At 62.6% G+C, this 20486-nt stretch carries 19 protein-coding genes and 1 tRNA gene; 11 read left to right on the top strand and 9 right to left on the bottom strand.

Features of this window, described 5'->3' with window-relative positions; genetic code table 11:
* Positions 1 to 21: 21 nt before the first annotated feature.
* The 3 genes from sucC to ABUH87_RS06270 all read left to right on the top strand — a co-directional run bounded on the left by sucC (position 22) and on the right by ABUH87_RS06270 (position 3160).
* Positions 22 to 1221 (top strand): ADP-forming succinate--CoA ligase subunit beta, encoded by a 1200-nt coding sequence (sucC, locus tag ABUH87_RS06280; RefSeq protein ID WP_367771315.1) that lies wholly within the window; start codon positions 22 to 24, stop codon positions 1219 to 1221.
* Positions 1222 to 1436: 215 nt separating this feature from the next.
* Positions 1437 to 2186 carry an electron transfer flavoprotein subunit beta/FixA family protein gene (locus tag ABUH87_RS06275; protein ID WP_367771310.1) on the top strand — a complete coding sequence of 250 codons (750 nt, stop codon included), beginning with the start codon at positions 1437 to 1439 and terminating at the stop codon, positions 2184 to 2186.
* 44 nt (positions 2187 to 2230) lie between these two features.
* Complete coding sequence (locus ABUH87_RS06270; RefSeq protein WP_367771307.1) at positions 2231 to 3160, top strand: electron transfer flavoprotein subunit alpha/FixB family protein; 930 nt, start codon at positions 2231 to 2233, stop codon at positions 3158 to 3160.
* A 79-nt stretch (positions 3161 to 3239) separates the two neighbouring features.
* Here the strand turns inward: ABUH87_RS06270 and ABUH87_RS06265 are convergent, their stop codons facing one another.
* Positions 3240 to 3857: a phosphatase PAP2 family protein gene (locus tag ABUH87_RS06265; protein WP_367771304.1), complete on the bottom strand. Its 618-nt coding sequence runs from the start codon at positions 3855 to 3857 to the stop codon at positions 3240 to 3242.
* 72 nt (positions 3858 to 3929) lie between these two features.
* A complete protein-coding gene (locus tag ABUH87_RS06260) occupies positions 3930 to 5621 on the bottom strand; it encodes a M28 family metallopeptidase (RefSeq protein WP_419956677.1) in 1692 nt (563 codons plus the stop codon).
* A 157-nt stretch (positions 5622 to 5778) separates the two neighbouring features.
* Between ABUH87_RS06260 and glnE the strand changes: the two genes are divergently transcribed.
* The 4 genes from glnE to ABUH87_RS06240 all read left to right on the top strand — a co-directional run bounded on the left by glnE (position 5779) and on the right by ABUH87_RS06240 (position 10635).
* Complete coding sequence (glnE, locus tag ABUH87_RS06255) at positions 5779 to 8505, top strand: bifunctional [glutamate--ammonia ligase]-adenylyl-L-tyrosine phosphorylase/[glutamate--ammonia-ligase] adenylyltransferase (RefSeq protein WP_367771298.1); 2727 nt, start codon at positions 5779 to 5781, stop codon at positions 8503 to 8505.
* On the top strand, positions 8502 to 8975 hold the full coding sequence (locus tag ABUH87_RS06250) for a peroxiredoxin (RefSeq protein ID WP_367771294.1): 474 nt from the start codon (positions 8502 to 8504) through the stop codon (positions 8973 to 8975). Before glnE ends, ABUH87_RS06250 begins: the two co-directional genes overlap by 4 nt.
* A gap of 2 nt (positions 8976 to 8977) precedes the next feature.
* The gene (locus ABUH87_RS06245; protein ID WP_367771290.1) at positions 8978 to 9799 is read left to right on the top strand and encodes a ferritin-like domain-containing protein; all 822 of its coding nucleotides are present in this window, start codon (positions 8978 to 8980) and stop codon (positions 9797 to 9799) included.
* Between the two features lie 110 nt (positions 9800 to 9909).
* Positions 9910 to 10635 carry a M23 family metallopeptidase gene (locus ABUH87_RS06240; RefSeq protein ID WP_367771287.1) on the top strand — a complete coding sequence of 242 codons (726 nt, stop codon included), beginning with the start codon at positions 9910 to 9912 and terminating at the stop codon, positions 10633 to 10635.
* 279 nt (positions 10636 to 10914) lie between these two features.
* On the opposite strand, the gene ABUH87_RS06235 is transcribed toward ABUH87_RS06240, so the two are convergent.
* Positions 10915 to 11616 (bottom strand): Crp/Fnr family transcriptional regulator, encoded by a 702-nt coding sequence (locus tag ABUH87_RS06235; protein ID WP_367772150.1) that lies wholly within the window; start codon positions 11614 to 11616, stop codon positions 10915 to 10917.
* A gap of 494 nt (positions 11617 to 12110) precedes the next feature.
* Here ABUH87_RS06235 and ABUH87_RS06230 point away from each other — a divergent pair, with 494 nt between their 5' ends.
* On the top strand, positions 12111 to 12284 hold the full coding sequence (locus ABUH87_RS06230) for an STN domain-containing protein (RefSeq protein WP_367771284.1): 174 nt from the start codon (positions 12111 to 12113) through the stop codon (positions 12282 to 12284).
* Here ABUH87_RS06230 and ABUH87_RS06225 read toward each other — a convergent pair.
* Positions 12273 to 12346 (bottom strand) — tRNA-Gly (locus ABUH87_RS06225). The two genes, ABUH87_RS06230 and ABUH87_RS06225, sit on opposite strands and share 12 nt — an antisense overlap.
* A gap of 201 nt (positions 12347 to 12547) precedes the next feature.
* Between ABUH87_RS06225 and ABUH87_RS06220 the strand changes: the two genes are divergently transcribed.
* A complete protein-coding gene (locus ABUH87_RS06220) occupies positions 12548 to 13903 on the top strand; it encodes a malonyl-CoA decarboxylase (RefSeq protein ID WP_367771281.1) in 1356 nt (451 codons plus the stop codon).
* Between the two features lie 263 nt (positions 13904 to 14166).
* Positions 14167 to 15576, top strand: coding sequence for a DEAD/DEAH box helicase (locus ABUH87_RS06215; protein WP_367771274.1), 1410 nt, complete (start codon positions 14167 to 14169; stop codon positions 15574 to 15576).
* Between the two features lie 113 nt (positions 15577 to 15689).
* Here ABUH87_RS06215 and ABUH87_RS06210 read toward each other — a convergent pair whose 3' ends face one another.
* Genes ABUH87_RS06210 through ABUH87_RS06200 form a run of 3 tightly spaced genes read right to left on the bottom strand, consistent with a single transcriptional unit; the run spans position 15690 to position 17746 of the window.
* A complete protein-coding gene (locus ABUH87_RS06210; RefSeq protein ID WP_367771271.1) occupies positions 15690 to 16550 on the bottom strand; it encodes a metallophosphoesterase family protein in 861 nt (286 codons plus the stop codon).
* Between the two features lie 10 nt (positions 16551 to 16560).
* Positions 16561 to 17415, bottom strand: coding sequence for a diacylglycerol kinase family protein (locus ABUH87_RS06205; RefSeq protein ID WP_367771268.1), 855 nt, complete (start codon positions 17413 to 17415; stop codon positions 16561 to 16563).
* Between the two features lie 37 nt (positions 17416 to 17452).
* On the bottom strand, positions 17453 to 17746 hold the full coding sequence (locus tag ABUH87_RS06200; RefSeq protein ID WP_367771265.1) for a hypothetical protein: 294 nt from the start codon (positions 17744 to 17746) through the stop codon (positions 17453 to 17455).
* Between the two features lie 257 nt (positions 17747 to 18003).
* Between ABUH87_RS06200 and ABUH87_RS06195 the strand changes: the two genes are divergently transcribed.
* Positions 18004 to 18291 carry a UrcA family protein gene (locus tag ABUH87_RS06195; protein WP_367771262.1) on the top strand — a complete coding sequence of 96 codons (288 nt, stop codon included), beginning with the start codon at positions 18004 to 18006 and terminating at the stop codon, positions 18289 to 18291.
* Between the two features lie 96 nt (positions 18292 to 18387).
* Here ABUH87_RS06195 and ABUH87_RS06190 read toward each other — a convergent pair whose 3' ends face one another.
* A complete protein-coding gene (locus ABUH87_RS06190) occupies positions 18388 to 19122 on the bottom strand; it encodes a LytR/AlgR family response regulator transcription factor (RefSeq protein ID WP_367771259.1) in 735 nt (244 codons plus the stop codon).
* Entirely contained in the window at positions 19115 to 20470 is a 1356-nt protein-coding gene (locus ABUH87_RS06185; protein WP_367771256.1) for a sensor histidine kinase, read from the bottom strand. Before ABUH87_RS06185 ends, ABUH87_RS06190 begins: the two co-directional genes overlap by 8 nt.
* Positions 20471 to 20486 lie beyond the last annotated feature (16 nt).

Here is a 20486-nt window from a genome sequence, read left to right as displayed (position 1 = left end):
ATTCAGCAGAAGGCGACTTCGATGAACATCCACGAATACCAGGCCAAGGAACTGCTCGCGAAGTATGGCGTCGGGATTCCCGCCGGCCACGCAGCACTGACCGTCGAAGAAGCTGTAGAGGGCGCCAAGAAGCTGCCCGGACCGCTTTACGTGGTGAAGGCGCAGATCCACGCTGGTGGTCGCGGCAAGGGCAAGTTCAAGGAACTGGGCCAAGACGCCAAGGGCGGCGTGCGCCTCTCCAAGTCGATTGAGGAAGTCGAGGCGAATGCCAAGGAGATGCTTGGCAATACTCTCGTCACGATTCAGACGGGCGACGCCGGCAAGCAGGTGAACCGCCTTTACGTGACGGACGGCGTGGACATCGAGAAGGAATACTACCTCTCGATGCTGGTCGACCGCGCGACCGGTCGCCTTGCGATGATCGTGTCCACCGAAGGCGGCATGGACATCGAGGAAGTCGCCCACTCCACGCCTGAGAAGATCGTCACCATCACCATCGACCCGGCCGAGGGCTTCCAGCCGCACCACGGCCGTGCCGTCGCCTATGGCCTGAAGCTTGAGGGCGATCTCAACAAGCAGGCGCAGAAGCTCGCCAAGCAGCTCTATACCGCCTTCGTGGACCTCGACTGTGACATGCTCGAGATCAACCCGCTGGTCGAGACCAAGGACGGCAACCTGCTCGTCCTCGACACCAAGATGAGCTTCGATTCGAACGCTCTGTTCCGCCATCCCGACGTGCTCGCCCTGCGCGACGAGACCGAGGAGGATCCGGCGGAGCTCGAAGCCTCGAAGTACGACCTCGCCTACATCAAGCTCGACGGTGACATTGGCTGTATGGTCAACGGTGCCGGCCTTGCGATGGCCACGATGGACATCATCAAGCTCAACGGCAGCTTCCCCGCGAACTTCCTCGACGTGGGCGGCGGCGCCAACAAGGAAAAGGTGACCGCAGCGTTCAAGATCATCCTTGCTGATCCGAACGTGAAGGGCATTCTGGTCAACATCTTCGGCGGCATCATGAAGTGCGACACGATCGCCGAAGGCATCGTCGCCGCCGCCAAGGATGTGAACCTTTCGGTTCCTCTCGTGGTGCGCCTGGAAGGCACCAATGTGGACAAGGGCAAGGAAATCCTGGCGAATTCCGGCCTTGCGATCGTGCCGGCAAACGATCTGGGCGACGCAGCCCGCAAGATCGTCGCGGAGGTCAAGTCGGCCGCCTGATCGGCGGACAACCTTTTGCATCAAAGAGGGCTCGCCGTGTGAAACGGCGGGCCTTTTTTGTTGCACTTTATGATCCGCAGTGACCGGTAGAGCTGCCGGCCTTCCCGCTGGCAGGGGTTGACGCGGCGCACAAGGAACGCAATGGCATGCGCCGCGTACCTGTTTAATCGCGCGGCTAAACTCGTGCCGCGCCGCCGCAGAGAGGACCGAACCACATGAAGATCCTCGTGCCCGTCAAGCGGGTGATCGACTATAACGTAAAGCCGCGGGTAAAAGCCGACGGCACTGGCGTGGACTTGTCCAACGTCAAGATGAGCATGAACCCCTTCGACGAGATCGCCGTCGAAGAAGCCATTCGCCTCAAGGAAGCAGGCAAGGCGGAGGAGATCGTCGCGGTCTCCGTCGGTCCGGCCAAGGCTCAGGAAACCCTGCGCACTGCGCTCGCCATGGGCGCCGACCGCGCAATCCTGGTTGAGACCGACGCAGAGGTTGAACCACTGGCCGTGGCCAAGATCCTCAAGGCTATCGTTGCTGAGGAAAATCCAGGCCTCGTGGTTCTGGGCAAGCAGGCGATCGACGACGATTCGAACCAGACGGGCCAGATGCTCGCAGCCTTGCTTGGCCGTCCGCAGGGCACATTCGCCAGCAAGGTCGAGATCGAAGGCGACAGCGTGAGTGTCACTCGCGAAGTCGACGGCGGCCTGGAGACGGTGAAGCTGTCGATGCCCGCGATCGTCACCACGGACCTGCGCCTCAACGAACCGCGCTACGCTTCGCTGCCTAACATCATGAAGGCAAAGAAGAAGCCGCTCGATACCAAGAGCCCCGCCGACTACGGAGTCGACATTGCTCCGCGCCTCAAGACCGTCACGGTCAAGGAGCCGCCGGTGCGTCAGGCCGGCATCAAGGTGCCCGACGTCGACACGCTGGTGAACAAGCTCAAGGACATGGGTGTTGCCAATTAAGGACTGGGGCCAACTAAGCCCCGGTCCGCGAAAGGAATTCTGACATGAAGACTCTCGTCTGGGTCGAACACGACAACGCTTCCGTCAAGGACGCCACCCTTGCCGCCGTGACCGCAGCTTCCAAGCTGGGTGAGGTGAACCTGCTGGTGGCCGGTTCGGGCGCGCAGGGCGTTGCCGATGCCGCCGCACAGATCGCCGGCGCAAGCAAGGTCTACCTCGCGGACGACGCCGCATATGCCAATCCTCTGGCAGAAAACGTCGCTCCGCTGGTCGTCCAGCTCATGGCTGAACACGATGCATTCGTTGCCCCGGCAACCACCACTGGCAAGAACATCGCACCGCGCGTCGCAGCGTTGCTCGACGTGATGCAGATCTCCGACATCCTCTCGGTCGAGGGCGAGAAGACGTTCACGCGTCCCATCTACGCCGGCAACGCAATCGCTACGGTCGAAAGCTCCGACGCCAAGCTCGTCATCACCGTTCGCGGCACCGCGTTCGAGAAGGCAGCGACAAGCGGCGGCTCCGGCAGCGTCGAGGCGGTCTCCGGCCCCGGTGACGCAGGCCTCTCCAGCTTCGTCAGCGCAGAGCTCGCCAAGTCCGAGCGTCCGGAACTCACCAGCGCCAAGATCATCGTCTCCGGCGGCCGCGCGCTCAAGGATGCAGACACCTTCCAGGAGGTGATCTTCCCGCTCGCCGACAAGCTGCACGCTGCAGTCGGGGCCAGCCGCGCCGCGGTCGACGCCGGATATGTGCCCAACGACTACCAGGTCGGTCAGACGGGCAAGATCGTCGCGCCGGAAATCTACATCGCGGTCGGGATCTCCGGCGCGATCCAGCACCTTGCCGGCATGAAGGACTCCAAGACCATCATCGCCATCAACAAGGACGAGGACGCGCCGATCTTCCAGGTGGCCGACATCGGCCTGGTGGGCGACCTGTTCACCGTCGTACCGGAGCTGACCAACAAGCTCTGACGGGGAACTGCAGATCTGAAGCTTGAAGAACCCGGCTGGTAACGGCCGGGTTCTTTCGTATGGTACGGCAGCTTGGCCGTCACTGCCGGGATAACAGCCGGAGCATTGTCGCAAGGCTACGGCGTCCCAGATGCCAAGCCGCTGTGACGATCGTGCCAGACGCCGCACCTATGGCGAGACCAGCCCCGACATCCGATGGGTAGTGAGCGCAACGCGGGACCTGAGCCGCAGCAACGCTCCCTGCAGCCAGCAAAGCGGTGCCCCGGTAGGGCGGGTACGCGGCGGAGAACGCGCACGCGACCGCCAATGCTCCGGCACTGTGGCCGGATGGGAAGCTATTCTCCTCCTTGTCGAGGCTGGAGCCGGATCGCGGCTTCTCCTGGTCTTTGCCCCAAGCGCTGCGCGGCCGTCGACGATTGACGCGGCGCTTGACCATGTCTTTGACAAGAGTGGCGCATTCGTGAGCGAGCAGCATCCGCATGCCGGTGCCGACCAGGCGCACGTCGGCACGCCAGATGCCGACCGCGATCGTGGCGCCGCACAGCAGGCGCAATTGGGGCTGATCCCCTACTTCGCTCAGAAAGCCCAGCACTTTGACCAAGGGCTTCTCACGCGCTGGCTCGGCCAGCTCATGGATCCGATGGTCGAGGTCGAGCGCGGCTTCGCCAACTGCGTTCGTGTCGATCTTGGCTGTCATGGCGCATCAACACGCCTGCAGCCTCTTTGTGCCACCTCTGCGCGGGTCGCTCGGTTTCTCTGTGCCCTCTACTCAGCAGCCATCTGGCGCGGCGCAACTCCTGTCGCGAATGGCTCGGAATTCGTCACTTTGCCGCCAGTTGGGCCAGCCGTCGCTATCCGCCAATTCACGCCCGAGCGCGTAGAACAGCTCCATGTCCTGCATGATCCCGCTCCAGTCCCAGCTGGTTGAGAACTCATCGCCGGGCTGGTGATAGCGGTTCGCCGTATAGTCTGCCGAAGCCGCTTTCCCGGCCGCCTTTCCACCCGCGGCAAGGTCGATGCCGCGGCCGAAGTTGAACATCGGCACGCCGCGCTTGGCGAGGCTGAAATGGTCTGAGCGATAGTAACCGCCTTTCTCGGGGCTGGCCTCGGGCGCTGCAATGAGGCCTCTGGTGTTCAACGCCTCGCTGAACAGGTCGTTGAGATCGGATTTGTCACCGCCAATCATCGCGTAGTCGCGAGCACGTCCGCCCGGTGCGAGTGCGTCGATGTTGACGCCGCCCACCGTCTGATCAAGCGGATAGAGCGGGTTCTGAGCATAGTACTCCGAACCGAGCAGGCCGGACTCCTCCAGAGTCACGGCGAGGAAGACCTGGCTGCGCGCCGGCGCGCCTGCCTCAACATTGGCTTTCGCGAGAGCCGCCAGAGCTGCCACCCCGGTCGCGTTGTCGACAGCGCCGTTGCAGATATCGTCCCCACTAGCGTCGGGAGTGCAGCGGCCCAGGTGGTCCCAATGGGCCGTGTAGAGGACATACTCGTCGGGCCGGGTCTTGCCTGGCAGTATGCCGACGACGTTATGAGAGTTCGACTTGCGAATGGCGTTGTCGAACGAAAGGCTTGCCTTGAGGTCCAGCGGCACCGGCGTGAAGTTCTTTGTCTGTGCAGCCTTGGTCAGAGACGCCAGGTCCTTGCCCGCAGCACGCAGGATCTTTTCGGCCACATCCTTCTGAACCCAGCCGTTCACCCGGGTCTGGTCCATCGCGTTGTTTGGCGTCTGGACGTAATACTGAGAGCCGGTCCAGCTGGAATTCACGACGTTCCAGCCATAGGCTGCCGGAAACGTGTCATGCACGATGAGCGCACCGGCTGCGCCCTGCCGTGCCGCCTCCTCGAACTTGTAGGTCCAGCGACCGTAATAGGTCATTCGGCGACCTTTGAAGAGACCGTCCTCTCCCTCCATCGCGTAGTCCGGATCGTTGACCAGGATGATCGCCGTCTTTCCCTTCATGTCGATGCCGGCATAGTCATTCCAGCCCAATTCCGGCGCGACGATACCATACCCGACGAAGACCAGCTGGCTGTCCTCAAGCTTCGTGCTCGGCGTGACGCGGTAGCTGGCGCCCACCCACTGATCGCCAAACGAGAAGCTCATCGGCGAACCGATTCCTGTCACCCGAAGGGCGCTCTGGTTGCTGTTCGTTATCTCCACCGTGGGTACGGGCTGCAGCCACTTGCCGTTGGCGCCTGGCTGCAATCCAGCAGCCTTGAACTCACTGACGATGTAATCGAGCACCTTGGGCTCTGTGGCGGTACTCGGAGCCCGGCCCTCGAAGTCGTCCGCGGCCAGGCGTTGCGTCATCCGCTTCATCAGATCGAGCGAAATGTCCGGTTGACCCTCATCCGGCTCACCGAGGCTTTCGCTCGGCGGTGGCAGCGCCGTGCCAACGCCACCGATCGGCTGTGCCGTCGAACATGCAGCGAGCGCTGGGATGGTGAGCGCCATCAAGACCCATGAGGGAAGAGATGGCTTTTTGAACAAGATGTTGGTCATCGCGAAAACCTGCCAGACCCGCGCATCACGCACAAGCCCGCCAGCCTGCTGCGTGAGGGCGCAAGCACATGGTCTTGTTCGAAGGAACGTCAGCGGCCATGAACGACAGATGCGTTCATCGACACTTTCGAGCCCGGACTGGACGGGCGCGCTGTCCCGGGCCCGTGCTCACTCTCCCTATCTCTCGCGCGCGCTCGACCGCCTTCCCGAGCTTGGGGAGCTTCTTGCTGCCGGTGACGCGGCAGGTGCGCTGGCATGGGCGCGTGCGGCGGGAACGGGTGCGCCTGACGTGGGCTCAGCCCTAAGGCGAGAAAAGCAGGCTCTCGCACTCGCACTCGGGATCGGCGACCTGGCCGGTGCCTTCCCGCTTCTGCAAGTGACCGGCGCATTGTCAGACTTCGCGGATCGGGCACTTCATGAAGCGATCATAGCAGGTATCCGGCGACGGGCCCCAGACTTCGACCCGGCGTCCCAGCCAGCCGGCTTTCTTGCCCTCACGCTTGGCAAGCACGGTGCGCGAGAGCTGAACTACAGCTCGGACATCGATCCGATCCTTCTTTACGACCCCATGCTGCTGCCAAGACGTGAACGGGACGAGCCCGGAGAAGCTGCGGAACGCGTGGCACGAGCAGTCGTGGAGACGCTCTCAACCGTCAATGCCGAGGGCTACGTGTTCCGCGTCGACTTGAGACTGCGCCCAGCCTCGGAAGTCAGCCCACTTGCGATCTCAATCGATGCGGCACTCACCCATTATGAGACGTCCGCTCTCTCATGGGAACGCGCCGCGTTCATTCGCGCACGGGCTTGCGCCGGCGACATCGACGCGGGGTGCAACTTTCTGACGGCGATCCGCCCGTTCGTTTGGCGCCGAAGCTTGGACTTCGGAGCCGTTGCCGAGATCGGCCGGCTCACCGCGCAGATTCGCGCAAGCACCCGTCGCAAACCCGAAGCGGGGCCTGGATTTGATCTCAAGAAAGGGCGTGGAGGCATTCGAGAGATCGAATTCTACGCGCAAGTCCACCAGCTTATTCATGGGGGGCGCAATCCTGCCCTCCGTTTGCGCGGGACGCGCGCAACACTCGACGCGCTAGCGGACGCAGGCCTGATCCCGGCTGAGGAAGCCCACGTTCTTGGCGAGAGCTATGATCGGCTGCGCGTTATCGAACACCGCCTGCAGATGGTGAGCGACCAGCAGACACACGCCCTGCCCCCAACGGTTGAGGCGCTCGACAATGTTGCGCAACTCGATGGCCTGCCCGACGGCGCGACGCTCGTGAAAGAGGTCGCAGCCATCACAGCGCGGGTAGGTGCTCTATACGATTCGCTGATTCCGACGGATACAACCTCCGAGTCGGAGGCAAACTCGGAGGCGCTGTCGGAAACGATCGCCCGACTGGGCCTCCCGAATGCCGAAGCGATGGTAGAACGGATCGAGAGCTGGACCTCCGGACGAATGCGAGCGCTGCGCTCGGATGCCGCGCAAACAGCCTTCGAAGCGATCCGCACGGACCTCTTGGTCGCTGTAGCCAACTCACCGGAGCCTGAGCGTGCGCTGTCCCGCTGGGAACAGCTGCTGGGCAATCTGCCGAGTGCGATCAATCTGTTTCATCTCCTGGAGGCGCGGCCTGGGCTCACGGTACGTCTGGCCCGAATCCTGAGCCTGGCCGCACCACTTGCCGACGTGCTCGCCCGACGGGCCGACCTGCTCGATCCGTTGATCGACGCCAGTGCTCTCGAACTACCGGGCGACGTGAACACGCTCGTCAGGCAACTCTCCCGATTCGAGACCGACGACGACTACGAACGCATTCTCGACACGGTCCGCAGGAAAGTGGGCGAATGGCGTTTCGCCCTTGGTGTGCAGCTGATCGAGGGCACCAGTGATCCCATCGCCATCGGAGCGGCCCTGGCGCGCATCGCTGAGGCAGCGACTTGCGTGCTCACGGACGCAACGCTGGCGGATTTCCGGAAGACCCACGGCCGGATTCCCGACTCAGAGTTCGTGATCCTCGCTCTTGGCCGGTTTGGCGGCGGCGTTCTCACGCACGCTTCCGATCTGGACGTCGTTTACCTGTTTACCGGCGATTTCGCCGCCGAATCGGATGGTCGGCGGCCGGTTGGTGCAACTCTCTACTATAACCGTCTCGGCCAGCGAGTGACCGCCGCCCTCTCTGCGCCAACTGCCGAGGGCGCCTTGTTCGAAGTGGATACCCGGCTGCGCCCCTCCGGCACTCAGGGCCCGCCAGCGGCAAGCCTGGACAGCTTCGAACGCTATCAGCGAGAAAGTGCATGGACGTGGGAGCACATGGCGCTTGCTCGTTCTCGCGCGGTTTACGGAACGCAGGCAGCTCGCGCGAGGATTGAGGAGACCATTCAGGCTATCCTCGGCAGCCCGCGCGATCCTCAGAAGCTGCGCGCAGACGTGCTGGAAATGCGCGCGACGATGGCGACGCACAAGCCGGCGCAGGGCCCTTTGGACGTCAAGCTCGCCCGCGGTGGCCTGGTCGATCTGGAGTTCATCGTGCATTATCTGCAGCTGCGCCATGGCGTTGGCCTGCATGCCGATCTGGGGCAGGCTGTCTCAGCGCTCGCCGAAGCGGGCCTGGTCTCGTCCGAGCTCGCCGAAGCGCAGATCGCACTGACCCGGTTTCTCGTCGCGGCACGGCTGCTCGCGCCGGACTCGCAGGTCCCTTCCGAGGCATCGCGAGAGGCTCTTGCACGAGCATGCACTTGCACGGAATGGAGCCAGGTCATAGCCGGCCTGAAACGTGCGCGCGCGATCGTTAGCGACGCGTGGAAAGCTGCCTTCGGTATCGAGTTGGAGATTGCGGAATGAGCGATAAGCCCGGCATCGGCGACATGTTCCCGGACATTGCGCTTGAAACCCCGGACGGCGGCAGCGTGAAACCGTCCGATTTTGCGGGCCGACCGCTCGTCGTCTTCTTCTATCCCAAGGATGACACCCCCGGCTGCACCACTGAAAATATTGACTTTACTGCGTTGAAGCCTCGGTTCGACGAAGCCGGCACCGCGGTGCTTGGGGTCAGCAAGGATCCGCCCGCCAAACATGCGCGGTTCATCGCGAAACACGAACTGACCGTTCCTCTTGCCACCGACGCTGCGGAGAACGGCTTGTCGGATGCGCTTGGGATCTGGACCGAGAAGAAGAACTATGGCCGGACCTACATGGGCATGGTCCGAACCACCTATCTGATCGGTCCCGACGGTCGGATCGTGAAGATGTGGGACAAAGTGAGAGTGAAAGGCCACGCCCAAGCCGTGCTGGAGGCGGTGCAGAGCCTCTGACCATGTCCTCAGTATCGACCGCCATACGCGAGGTTCTGCTCACTAACGAGCCACGCGCAAAGGTCATGGGTGCGCGTCGGGTCGCCAGAGAGTGGAAGCTTGGGCGCCTCTCGTGCCGGAACGATGTCGCGATGCCGGACCTGCCCGGGCGGCCCGAACGTCCCGAGTTGCTGCCACCCAACCGCATGCCCAAGCGTGGGAAGGCACAGTCGGAGCGGGGCCGTGTCGCTCTATGGCATGCGCTCGCCCATATTGAGTTCGTCGCAATCGATCTCGCGCTCGATATGGCCGGCCGCTTCGGCAAGGACATGGGTGAGGAGTTTGTGGGCGACTTCCTCCACATCGCTGCAGAGGAAGCCCTGCACTTCACGATGATCGATCGTCACCTGCGGTCGATGGGTAGCTACTACGGCGCTCTGGCTGCCCATAGCGGCCTATGGCATGCCGCGCACGAGACGCGGCACGACGTGGCAGCACGCCTCGCTATCGTCCCCATGGTGCTGGAAGCTCGCGGACTCGACGTGACGCCGCCGACGCTTACACGCGTCCAAGATTCCGGAGACGATCGGGGCGCGCGCATACTCCAGCGAATCCTTGACGACGAGATCAGGCATGTTGGAACGGGCGTAAAGCATTTCATCGCATGCGCCGAACGGACTCGGCAGGCGCCGTCGGCGCTCTGGAAAATCTTGGTTTTGCGTCACTTCAGAGGCAGCCTGAAACCACCGTTCAACGACTCAGCGCGACGAACAGCCGGTTTATCGCGCGAATGGTACCTCGGGGTTGTCGCTGCAACTCCGAGCGTCCTAAAACCTAATTCGTGAGACGGCGGGGGGTTCCGACCATCTCCAAAAACGTAACCGCCGGTCAGCGTGCCGAGCGGACCTGAAGCACGCCGTGCGGGGTCGTCTCGGCGGATAACAAGGTATTGCGAGTGGTCGTAACGCAACTTTTCGCCGGTTCTCGCCTGGTCGCAGGCATTGTGGCTGGCGCTTCCCTGTTCGTTTCAGCGCAGCCTGCGTTGGCGAACGCCGCTAACACTGACATTGCCGCCCCTCTGCGTGCGGCTCAGGGCGCTGAGAAGAGCGCCAGCGGCGGTGAGGATGATCAGTTCCGCAAGCTTTTCAGCTCGTGGCAGAACTTTGAGGAAACCGGGCACGCAGCATTGGCCGCGTCGACGGGCAGGTCGCCTCTCTCGGCTGCTGCTCGTGCCGCCGCTGGCATCACGGGCCCGCTGTCCATTCCCTCGCGCACTCCGCTTGACGGCGTGAAGCTCACCAGCAGCTTCGGCATGCGCAACCATCCGGTTGTCGGCGGCATGCGCGCTCACAAGGGCATCGATCTCGCCGCACCGGTAGGCACGCCGATCTATGCCACTGCGGACGGGCTGGTCGGCAAAGCCTCGTGGTTTGGAGGCTACGGCCTTTACGTCCAGATCGAGCACGGCAACGATTTGGAAACCCGTTACGGACACATGTCCCGTCTCAACGTCGCTGAAGGACAGCAGGTCCGCAAGGGTGACGTTATCGGCTACGTGGGCAGCACGGGCCGTTCCACAGGCCCTCACCTCCACTACGAAGTTCGCGTGGACGGTCAGGCAGTGAATCCCATTCCTTACATGCAGTCTGATCGCGTCGCCCTGGCCTCCAGCGGCAAGTAACGCGCAGCCTGTCAGGCCTGGCGCCTGCTTGCAGCGGTTGGAGAGGAGGAGAAGGCGGCTCTCGGGCCGCCTTTTCTGATTCTGATTCGCGCGCTTGAACGGCCTCCATCCGGCGATGGCGGGAAAGAAAGGGCGGCTGCTTGAAGCAGCCGCCCGTAAGTCGGGAGAAGCGGCAATCAGGAAGACAGCAATGAGCGTCTGCCCCGACTGACGCGACCTTCTTGCTCAAGATCATGATGGGCTGCCTTGATCGTGATCAAGCAGGGCCCCGCGGAAATCTTACCCCGCTTCGGCAACCAGCCCCTGGAAGTCGAGGACGACGACATCCCGGCGGGAGGGAAGCTCGACGATTCCCTGCGTCTTGAGCCGCGTAAACTGCCTGCTGACCGTCTCAATTGTCAGCCCCAGCACGTCGGCGATCTGCTGGCGCGAGAACGGCAGTACCAACCAGCGACGGTTTGGGTCTTCAGCATCGATCCTGCAGCCGGCGCCACTGAGACGCTCCGCCATCTCGACAAGAAAACTCGCGACCTTCTCCGAAGCCGACTTGCGCCCCAGCAATAGCATCCATCGCCGCGTTCGATCGAGTTCGCCGAGCGTGCGCTCCAACAGCTTGTGCTCAAGGCCGGGATGCTCGCGAGCAAACGCGTCGAAGTCTCGGCGAGCAAAAACGCACACTTTCGCGTCCGTCAGCGCCGTAACGCCCTGCCCCGCCGTTCCCCCGAAAGGCCGACCGATAAAGTCCGAAGGGTAGACCACTCCGACAATCTGCTCGCGCCCATCCTCGGTATTGGTCGAAAGTTTGAGGACGCCCTCGATCACGTTGGCGACGAGAACCGACTCCTCCCCTTCCCAGATCAGCGATTCCCCGGCGACAATGTTCCGCGTGCGTCCGATGGCATTGAGAGCCGCCAATTCCCGCCCATCAAGCGCAGAACAAATCGCACGATTACGCACGACACACAGGTCACAACTGGTCATAGCGGCCGTTACCATCGCGCAAGCGAAGCCTCAAGGCCAGCAGCCGCTCCAACTTGGCGCTCTCACCTTTGAGTGCCCGCAGATGCTTTAGATAGGTGGTTAGTTCGCACCAGTTTTCTTCAGCCTAATGCATTTCTCCTTAGAATTCGCCGTCGCCGGCTCACTGAAGTCATGCAACTAATTCTTATTAGCACGGGAGAGCCACGGACCTCGGCACGGGGAGGGGGATACGGGACTTCAACGCGACCTTCGAGCAATCTACAAAGCGGCGGTGGGGGTTAGGGCGTTGCTCGCCTCGACGGCGATCGGCGTGCGGGGTGTTCCGATGGTCGCATAGGCGCAGGCGCCGTCCGCTGCTTCAGAATAAGGGCGGTCATTTGACATCGCACCGCAACCAGTCATCAAAGCGCTGACTGAGTTGCGGCAATCGGGCCTGCAGGCGAGCGTCAAAGCGAGCAGGTCCGGGGCTTTCGACGCAAAGGCTCAGTGGGATAATGACGCCGTCGCAAGCGATGGACCGCCTGCTCGCCTCTACCGGTCATGTGGCGCGAATTGACGATGGAATCATTTCCCTTCACCCGATCTCGACCGGGGCGGCCGATCCGGACACCTACAGGTCGATCCAAATGGCGGTTTCTGCGGTTTCAGGAGGGAAGTGGAGCGGGTAGCGGGAATCGAACCCGCATAGCCAGCTTGGAAGGCTGGAGCTTTACCACTAAGCTATACCCGCGCTCGAGGCACGATGCCGTCCGGGGCAATTGCCACGGTCGTGCGGTGCGCGTCAACCTGCCATTTTGCGTTGCGCCGCTTCGCCGTGGCGAAGCTGGCGAGGGGCCCCTTGTCATGAGCCTGTCGGAACCAGCATGATAAGCTCTTCCGACTCGGACGGCCTACAGCCGCCTACCAACGCCAGATGAAGGTGCTTAGCGAGATGAACACGCCCCGCCCGCGCGTACAGACCGACACTCCGGCGCGGCGGCGCAATGCGCTGGACCTGCTCATGAATTCGGGACTAGGCAAGCTGTTGCGTGGCATCGGAGTGGCCCCGCGCCCGGCAAGCAGCGAAAGCCTGCTAGATCTTGCTGACGCGCTGCTGTCTCTTCGCGGTCGCGCTTCGGGTCCAGCGCTCGCGTCGGCGTTTTTCGACCTGTACGAAAGCAGCGATACACAGGCTCGCCAAGAGTTCCTGGCCAAGATTCATGACGCCCATCCAGCAGATTCCGCCGCGATCGAACGAGCGATCATGAAGTGGCAGGAAAAGCAGGACGAAAAGACCGCTCGAGCACTGCACGAGGCAACCGAGTCGCCTAGCCAGAAGCTCATCCGCATGCTCAACATGGCGCCCCAGGGCACAGAGCGATTGATCAATATGCGCGAGGATCTCCTTGCCGCGCCCAAAGGCTCCAGCCTCGCTGCGTTCGACAGGGATCTTGAGGACGCATTTACCCACTGGTTCAATGCGGGCTTCCTTGAACTGCGGCGGATTGCCTGGGACTCGCCGGCCGCTCTGCTGGAGCGTATCATCCGCTACGAGGCGGTCCACGAAATTCACGGCTGGGAGGATCTGCGCCGGCGCGTCGAACCGATCGATCGCCGCTGCTACGGCTTCTTTCATCCGCAGATGATGGATGATCCTCTGATCTTCGTCGAAGTGGCGCTGACTCACCAGCTTCCGGGCGGGATCCACCAAATCATCGCCGAGGAGCGCGAAGTGATCGAACCGCGTGACGCATCATGCGCGATCTTTTACTCCATCAACAACTGCCGCACGGGCCTCAAGGGCATTCCCTTTGGCAATTATCTTATCAAGCGGGTGGTGGGGCTTCTGCAGAGAGAGCTGCCGCAGCTGCACACTTTTGCGACTCTGTCGCCGGTCCCCGGGTTCGCCAAGTGGCTGACGAAGGAGCAGGGCGCGGATGCAGCCGTGCCCGGTGCCAAGGAGTTGCGGGTTCTCGCCGCCAAATACCTGGTGACGGCCAAGGGCAAGGGTGGACAGCCTCTCGACCCGGTGGCCCGTTTCCACCTCGGTAATGGTGCCCGGTTGGAAGCGGTGCATGCGAACGCTGATCTGTCGGAAAACGGTCAGCGGCAGGCCCATGGAGTCATGGTGAACTACGTTTATGATCTGGCGGAAATCGAAGCCAACCACTTCGGCCTGACGGAGCTAGGCACCGTTGCAACGTCCAAGGCAGTCCAGGCCCTCGTCGAGGAGTCGGAACCCAAGGAGCAGAAAGGAAAGAGCGGAGGACGCAAGAGCAGTTCGTCCGCAGATCCGGTCCCGGCTTAAAGATCCACAGCGACCCCGCGGCGAGACCGTTCGTAATATTCTTGCGTTTCGCCGCAATGTCCATTATCTGAAGGCTAGCAATCGGCGCCACAGGATGACTTGGCGCAATCCGCGAGCAGCGTGAGGTCCCGGTAATATGCCGAAGACCGGCCCGGATGTGCGGTTGTCACCGACCAGCTTCCTTCTCACGCAGGGTCGCATTGAACGAACCCTTGCGATGCGTGGCGAACGGCCGCGCCCCGCTGTATTCCCGAAAGACTTTCATGGCCTATTTTTCTGAACTTGGCCTTGCCGAGCCCATCCTTCGTGCGCTTGGCACTAAGGGCTATTCCGATGCCACCCCCATTCAGCGCCAGGCCATTCCGGCCCTGATGGAGGGCCGCGACCTACTGGGGATCGCCCAGACCGGTACCGGCAAGACCGCAGCCTTCTCTCTGCCGTCGCTTCACAGGCTGGCAGCCGACCCGAAGCCGCGCAGCAATGCCGGTTGCCGGATGCTGGTTCTCAGCCCCACGCGCGAACTGGCAGCGCAGATTGCGGAGAACATGCGCGGGTACGCCAAGTATCTTGCGCTCAACATTCAGTGCGTTTTCGGCGGCGTCCCCGTCGGTAAGCAGGCGCGCGCGTTGGAACGTGGAACTGACGTCCTTGTGGCCACACCGGGCCGGCTGCTCGATCTCATCGACCAGCGGGCACTGACGCTGCGCCACGTCGAGGTCTTTGTGCTCGACGAAGCCGACCAGATGATGGACCTGGGGTTCATTCACGCGCTCAAGCGCGTGGCGGCAATGCTGCCCAAGGAGCGGCAGAGCCTCTTCTTTTCGGCGACCATGCCACAGGCCATCGCCGACCTTGGCCGCCAGTTCATCAACAATCCCGTGAAAGTCGAAGTTGCCCCCCAGTCTACGACGGCTGAGCGTGTCGAGCAGTTCGTCACCTTCGTGAATCAAGCTGAAAAGCAGGCGCTGCTCACGTTGAGTCTGCGTGCGGGTCTCGCCGATGAGTCGATTGACCGGGCCCTGGTGTTCAGCCGGACCAAACACGGCGCAGACCGCGTCGTGCGCCACCTTGCGACCGCGGGCATTCCCGCCGCTGCCATCCACGGCAATAAAAGCCAGGCGCAGCGCACAGCCGCGCTTGGTGGTTTTCGACAGGGCACGGTGCGCGTTCTGGTTGCAACCGACATTGCTGCACGCGGGATTGACGTTTCGGGCGTCAGCCACGTCTTCAACTTCGAGCTTCCCAACGTGCCGGAGCAATATGTTCACCGCATCGGCCGTACCGCTCGCAATGGTGCGGACGGCATCGCGGTGAGCTATGTCGCGCCCGACGAGAAGAACTATCTGCGGGACATCGAAAAGCTGACCCGCGTCAAATGCACACCTCTTCCGCTGCCGGAGGATTTCCAGCGACAGGCTGCCCGCCTGCCTGCCCCTGCCCGTAAGCCTGGTGGCGAACAGCAGGCCCGCCCGCAGGGTGGCCGGCGCGAGGGGCCACGCAACGATGCGCCACGGCGGGACCGCCCGCGTGGTGAGCGGCCGGAGGGTGAGCGTGCGCGCTCGGACCGCCGTGAGGGTGTTGCAGCCGACGGTCAGTCGCAGCAGCGCAAGTTCCGTCCTCGCGGCCCCAAGACCGTGGGCGCTCACAAGAGCAGTGTCCGCAGGGCGAGCTGACAAAAGGAGTTTCTCTGGGAGAGCCGTACACCGAAAGGAATGGCTGTCCCCGAGCGACTATAGGAAGAAGACGGAAGAGGGCGCGGCTTAGGTCGCGCCCTTCTCGTTGGTCTTCAGTGAACCGGCGGATCTTCTGGAGGGATCGTAGCCACCGGCGAAACCGGCTCGTCCGGCTGGCGTGGTGGCAGGGCATCTTCGGGAACGTCGTCGATCTGCATGTCAGGCGTGGCGACGTGTTGCAGATTTCGCGCCTCTACCGACACGCGGTCACCGTCGATGATGATCTGGTTGAAGCTGGGAGGTGTTGAGCGGACCCGCTTCGACAACGTACCGGCACCGATCATGCGGACAGGACCTTCCGAGGTCTGTTCAATGAGGTCGAACGGATCATGGACGTGGCCGGTCAGCACGCCCAGCACCTTGCGCTTCGCGAGTTCACGAAGGGCCTCCGAGCCTCGCCGTGTGAGCACATTGCCACGTGCATTCACCTCCACCAGAGGATGATGCGCCGTGACCAGCACTCGCGTGCCCTTCGGCAGCGCATCGATCATGGCCAGGGTCTTGCGGAGCGCCGGCTTTGTTATCCAGCCACGTGACCAATTCGTTCGCCACTGGGCGCGCGCGGTCGTCTTCAGAGGCACGATCGCCACGTTCCCGAGATCCAGCTCACGTTCCAGGACCGCTTCAATGCCGCGGAAGCGCTTGTAGGGCGTGAAGAAGCGCTCGATCGGATTGAAGTACGGCATGTCGTGGTTGCCGATCTCTACCGTGACCGGCACATCCAGTGAGCGTATCCAGCTGCAAGCCGCTATGAACTCGCGATGCCGCGCGCGCATGGTCAGATCACCGGTCACTGCAACGGCATCGGGGCGCTCGGCGGCGATGCAGTCCTCCACCCAAGCCAAAGCCTGCGTGTCTTCAAGGCCGAAGTGGATATCGCTGATATGAAACAGCTTGATCGGCCCGCGCTGCATATCACTCACCCTACCGTGCATCGGCCGTCATCCAGAAATCAATCTCACTCTTGCCGAGCCGGAAGTCCTCCACGGCCCCTCCGTCGAAAGGCTCTCCGTCAATCAGCAGCCCCATCGGCTCACCGTTGGGACAAGCGAGTCGGATCTGCGCATGACGGCCCAGAGGATCGTGCGGCCCATTGCGAAAATCGTGTTGCAAAAGCGCGACTCCATGCCGGGCGTAATCGCCGATGGTCGCCGCGTAGTAACCGCTCCCTTCGATTCCGTCATCCTGCGGCGTCAGCGTAATGGCAGCATAACCTTCTTCCCGGCCGCTCTCGACGCCCGGGCATATGACCCTTGGTCCGTTGGCAGACCAGGCAATCGCCTCGGTCGCGGACGTGACGAGCTCCTTCAGGTTCAGCTCGCGCATGGCCTCGCGAACGTCGTTCCAGACTGTGCCAGGTCCCGCAAGCGCACCGGTGAGACCGACGGCATGCCGTGAGATCAGCACCGTCGGCCTGACACGATCGACGATACCATAACTGAAGCGCGCAATGATCTCCGGCCCCGATGCATCGCCATGTAAGCGGCGAGAGAGCATATTCATGGTTCCGCCCGGCAGCGGGAGCACGGCTCCGCCCCAGCCTGCCACTTTGCTCACGACCGAACTGATCGTTCCGTCTCCGGCGAACACGGCAAGCGTATCGGTCTGCGCGCCCTCAAGCTCGCTGCGCGTCGGTGAGGTTGTGGTGGGAAAGCAGGTCTCCCTCACAACCTCGAGTCCCGCCACTTCCAGTGCTTCGCGAAGCTCCGTCAGAGCAACGTCGTTATTACTGCCGCTCGCCTCATTGAAAACGAGCCAGACCCTGCGCGCCTTGTTCATGCCGCTGCAAACAGGGTGGGGCTGGCATAAGTTCCCGTCATGCGCGCCCGGACAGAATGAGCCAGGCGGCGAGCCCGTTGAGAGCGCTATAGCACAGATATGCAAATGCCCATCCGGTCGAACCTGCCGAGACCATCCACAACGCTCCCAGGAGCATTGCGAACTCGACGACCAGGCTGCCGCGTCCTCCCAGCGCTCTGAACGCACGAGGCATGGCCTCCACGAGGGGGTGCCCGCTCTCCAGGACAGCGCGATGTGCCGCAAAGTTGCCGATACCCAGCAGAAAGACGATCACGAGCGCCATTGAGGTCACGATAGTACGCTCGGCCAAGCGAAGCCAGCACTGCTGAGGAAAACGATCCTGGAGACCCATCTCGGCGAGTTATAGCGGGCGCCTGCCGAGGGCCGGTCTTGCTCCATGCAGTTCGTCGGTGCGAGAGCGCCGCTTGTCGGGTGAACTCGTTGCTCGTCGACGCAGACAGCGCGGCAGTCGACCTCGGGATGCGGGACTCGCATCGGCACGGCAAAAGAGGGTCATCGAGCCGCTCGAAACTCTTCTCAGCGGGCTCACTCATAGGAGTAAGAACGATGATGAAGACCGCTCTTTTCGCTGCTGCTGCCGCTCTCGCAACTGTCGCCACCGCCGCTCCCGCGATGGCAAAGGATGTCCCGGTCCGCCACGGCGACCTCGACCTCACCAGCGCCAAGGATCAGAAGACTCTCGCCCGCCGCATCGACCGCGCCGCGCGCAAGGCCTGCGATGTACAGTATGGCCGCCTGCCCAGCGCTGACGTGATGAACTGCTATCAAGAAGCGCACACCGCCGGCCGTACTCAGATGGCTTCGGTAATCGACGATGCCCGTCTGGGCGGCTGAGTTCAACGACAAGGCGGATCCGATGCGATCCGCCTCCGCTCAAGCCAGCTAACGATGTCCCTAAAAGAAAAACCCGGAAAACAGCCTGGCGGGCCCTCAGCGGCCCGCCATTTTTTTGACGTTGGCCAGGTAAGTGCGTCCGATCCGGAGTGCAGCACCGTCCTGCGTTTCAGCCGACCACACGCCCAGACCTTCGTGACGCAGGCCCGCGATCCAGTCCCTGCGCAGAATGCAGCTGCGGTGGATGCGGATGAACTGCTCTGGATCAAGGCGCTCCTCCAGACTGGTGATCGTCTGCAGCAGCAGAAAACTCTGCTCCCCCACATGCAGGCGGACATAGTCGCGTTCAGCGTCGATCCGCTCGACATCGGTCGCGGCGATACGCACGAGTTCGGACCGATGCGGCACCCAGAACTCGCTGAGCCAATGATTGTCCGATGATGCGGCACGTTCACCTGAACCTCGCCGGGTGCCTACGCGGTCTATAGCCCGCTGCAGCCGGTCCGGCGACACCGGCTTGAGAACGTAGTCGACTGCCTCAAGATCGAAGGCCTCGACGGCAAATTCATCATGCGCCGTGACAAATATCACCGCTGGCGAGTTGTCCTGCTTCACCAACTGACGTGCGACGGAGAGGCCGTCGGTCTCCGGCATGGTCATGTCGAGCAGTACCAGGTCCGGCGCCAAAGCATCGATCAGACGCAAGCCGGCCTGCCCATCGCCTGCCGTGCCCACCACCGACACTCCATCCAGCCGGGCGCAAATGACCTGCAACCGCTCCACTGCCAACGGTTCATCATCAACGATCAGCGTGCGAAGGGGTTCAGCCATTCCCCTGCTCCAGAGGCATGCGAACCACCGTGCGGAAGCCTCCGCCGGGTTGCGCTCCGAACTCCAGCCGAGCGCCGCGACCAAAGCGCGCGCTTAGCCGGTGACGCACGTTGTTGAGACCGATACCACAGCCGGGCGTGCCTGCTTTCCGCGTCCCCGGACCATCATCGCTAACCGAAAGCACCAGGTCGTCCCCCTCACGACCGGCGGCGATTGTAATCGTGACTTTCGCCTGCGTGGCGGCGACGGCGTATTTCACCGAGTTCTCCACGAGAGGCTGCAGGATCATGCCCGGCACCATGGCGTTCGCAACGTCATCGTCAACCAGGATTCGCGTATTCAGCCGCTCGGGAAAACGCACTGCCTCAATTGCGAGATAAAGCTTCTGCAACTCTATTTCATCGACAAGCGAGAGGTCGCTCGTCGGATCGCCGGACAGCGTATGGCGATAGAAGGTAGAGAGCGTCTGGATCATCATTTCGGCATCATCATGCCGCCCGGTCATCACCAGCGCAGAAAGCGAGTTGAGTGTGTTGAACAGGAAGTGCGGATTGATCTGATAGCGCAGAGATCGCAGCTCCGCCGCTTCGGCAGCGCGGCGATACTCCCCTTCCCTTCTTTCTGCCGCCCTGGCCTCTTCAGCCTTCGCCAGCGCAAAATAGAAAGCGCCCCAGGCAAGTACGAGGAAGTAACGGCCGAACGCCGTATCGGCGATCATCCCCCAGCGCTCCTTGGCGCTCCGCACTTTGCCTGCACTGATGGCAATGGTCCTCCGCTCAGGATCATGCGTTATGACCGGAGGCGGAGCAGGTGTGGGCGGCGCTTCCGATCCGTCTTCTGCCCCGGGCGGCGGAGGGGGAGGCGGTGCCGGCGGTGGCAAGTCCAGCAGGAGGCCGCCCGCGCCATCCCCTGAAATGCGAACGCTTGCGCCGCTCTCCTGTTGGTCAATCAGGACCTGAATGTCGGCAAAGATTGCCTCATTGATGAGACTAAGCGCAAGGCTGACCGGCAAGGCTCCGACGACGACTACCGCCAGCCGCGTCATGAACGGCTTGCGGTCGAACACCTGCAGGAGAGGCCACAAGGAGGCCATGACCAGCATCGAAATGATGCAGATCGTGAGACGCCTGGATACGATAGGCCAGACGAAATCGAGGCCGAGAAAGATGCCGCGCAGGGTCGCCACCAGGAAGTAGCAAGCCCAAAGAGCGCCAAGCGAGGCCAGCACCAGACGTGCCGGAACCCGCGGCTGGGTGAGGTCTGTCATAACCGACCGGATTAGCCCGTCATCGGTATCCAACGCCAATGCGCCGGTCGGCTCGACTCTGCTCTTCGTCGAGCCGTTCATGGCCTCACCCCTCCTG

The sequence above is a fragment of the Novosphingobium rhizovicinum genome (assembly GCF_040813635.1).
GTDB classification, from domain to species: domain Bacteria; phylum Pseudomonadota; class Alphaproteobacteria; order Sphingomonadales; family Sphingomonadaceae; genus Novosphingobium; species Novosphingobium rhizovicinum.
The sequence above is the reverse complement of the archived record's forward strand: the minus strand, read 5'-3'. Positions and strand labels throughout refer to the sequence as shown.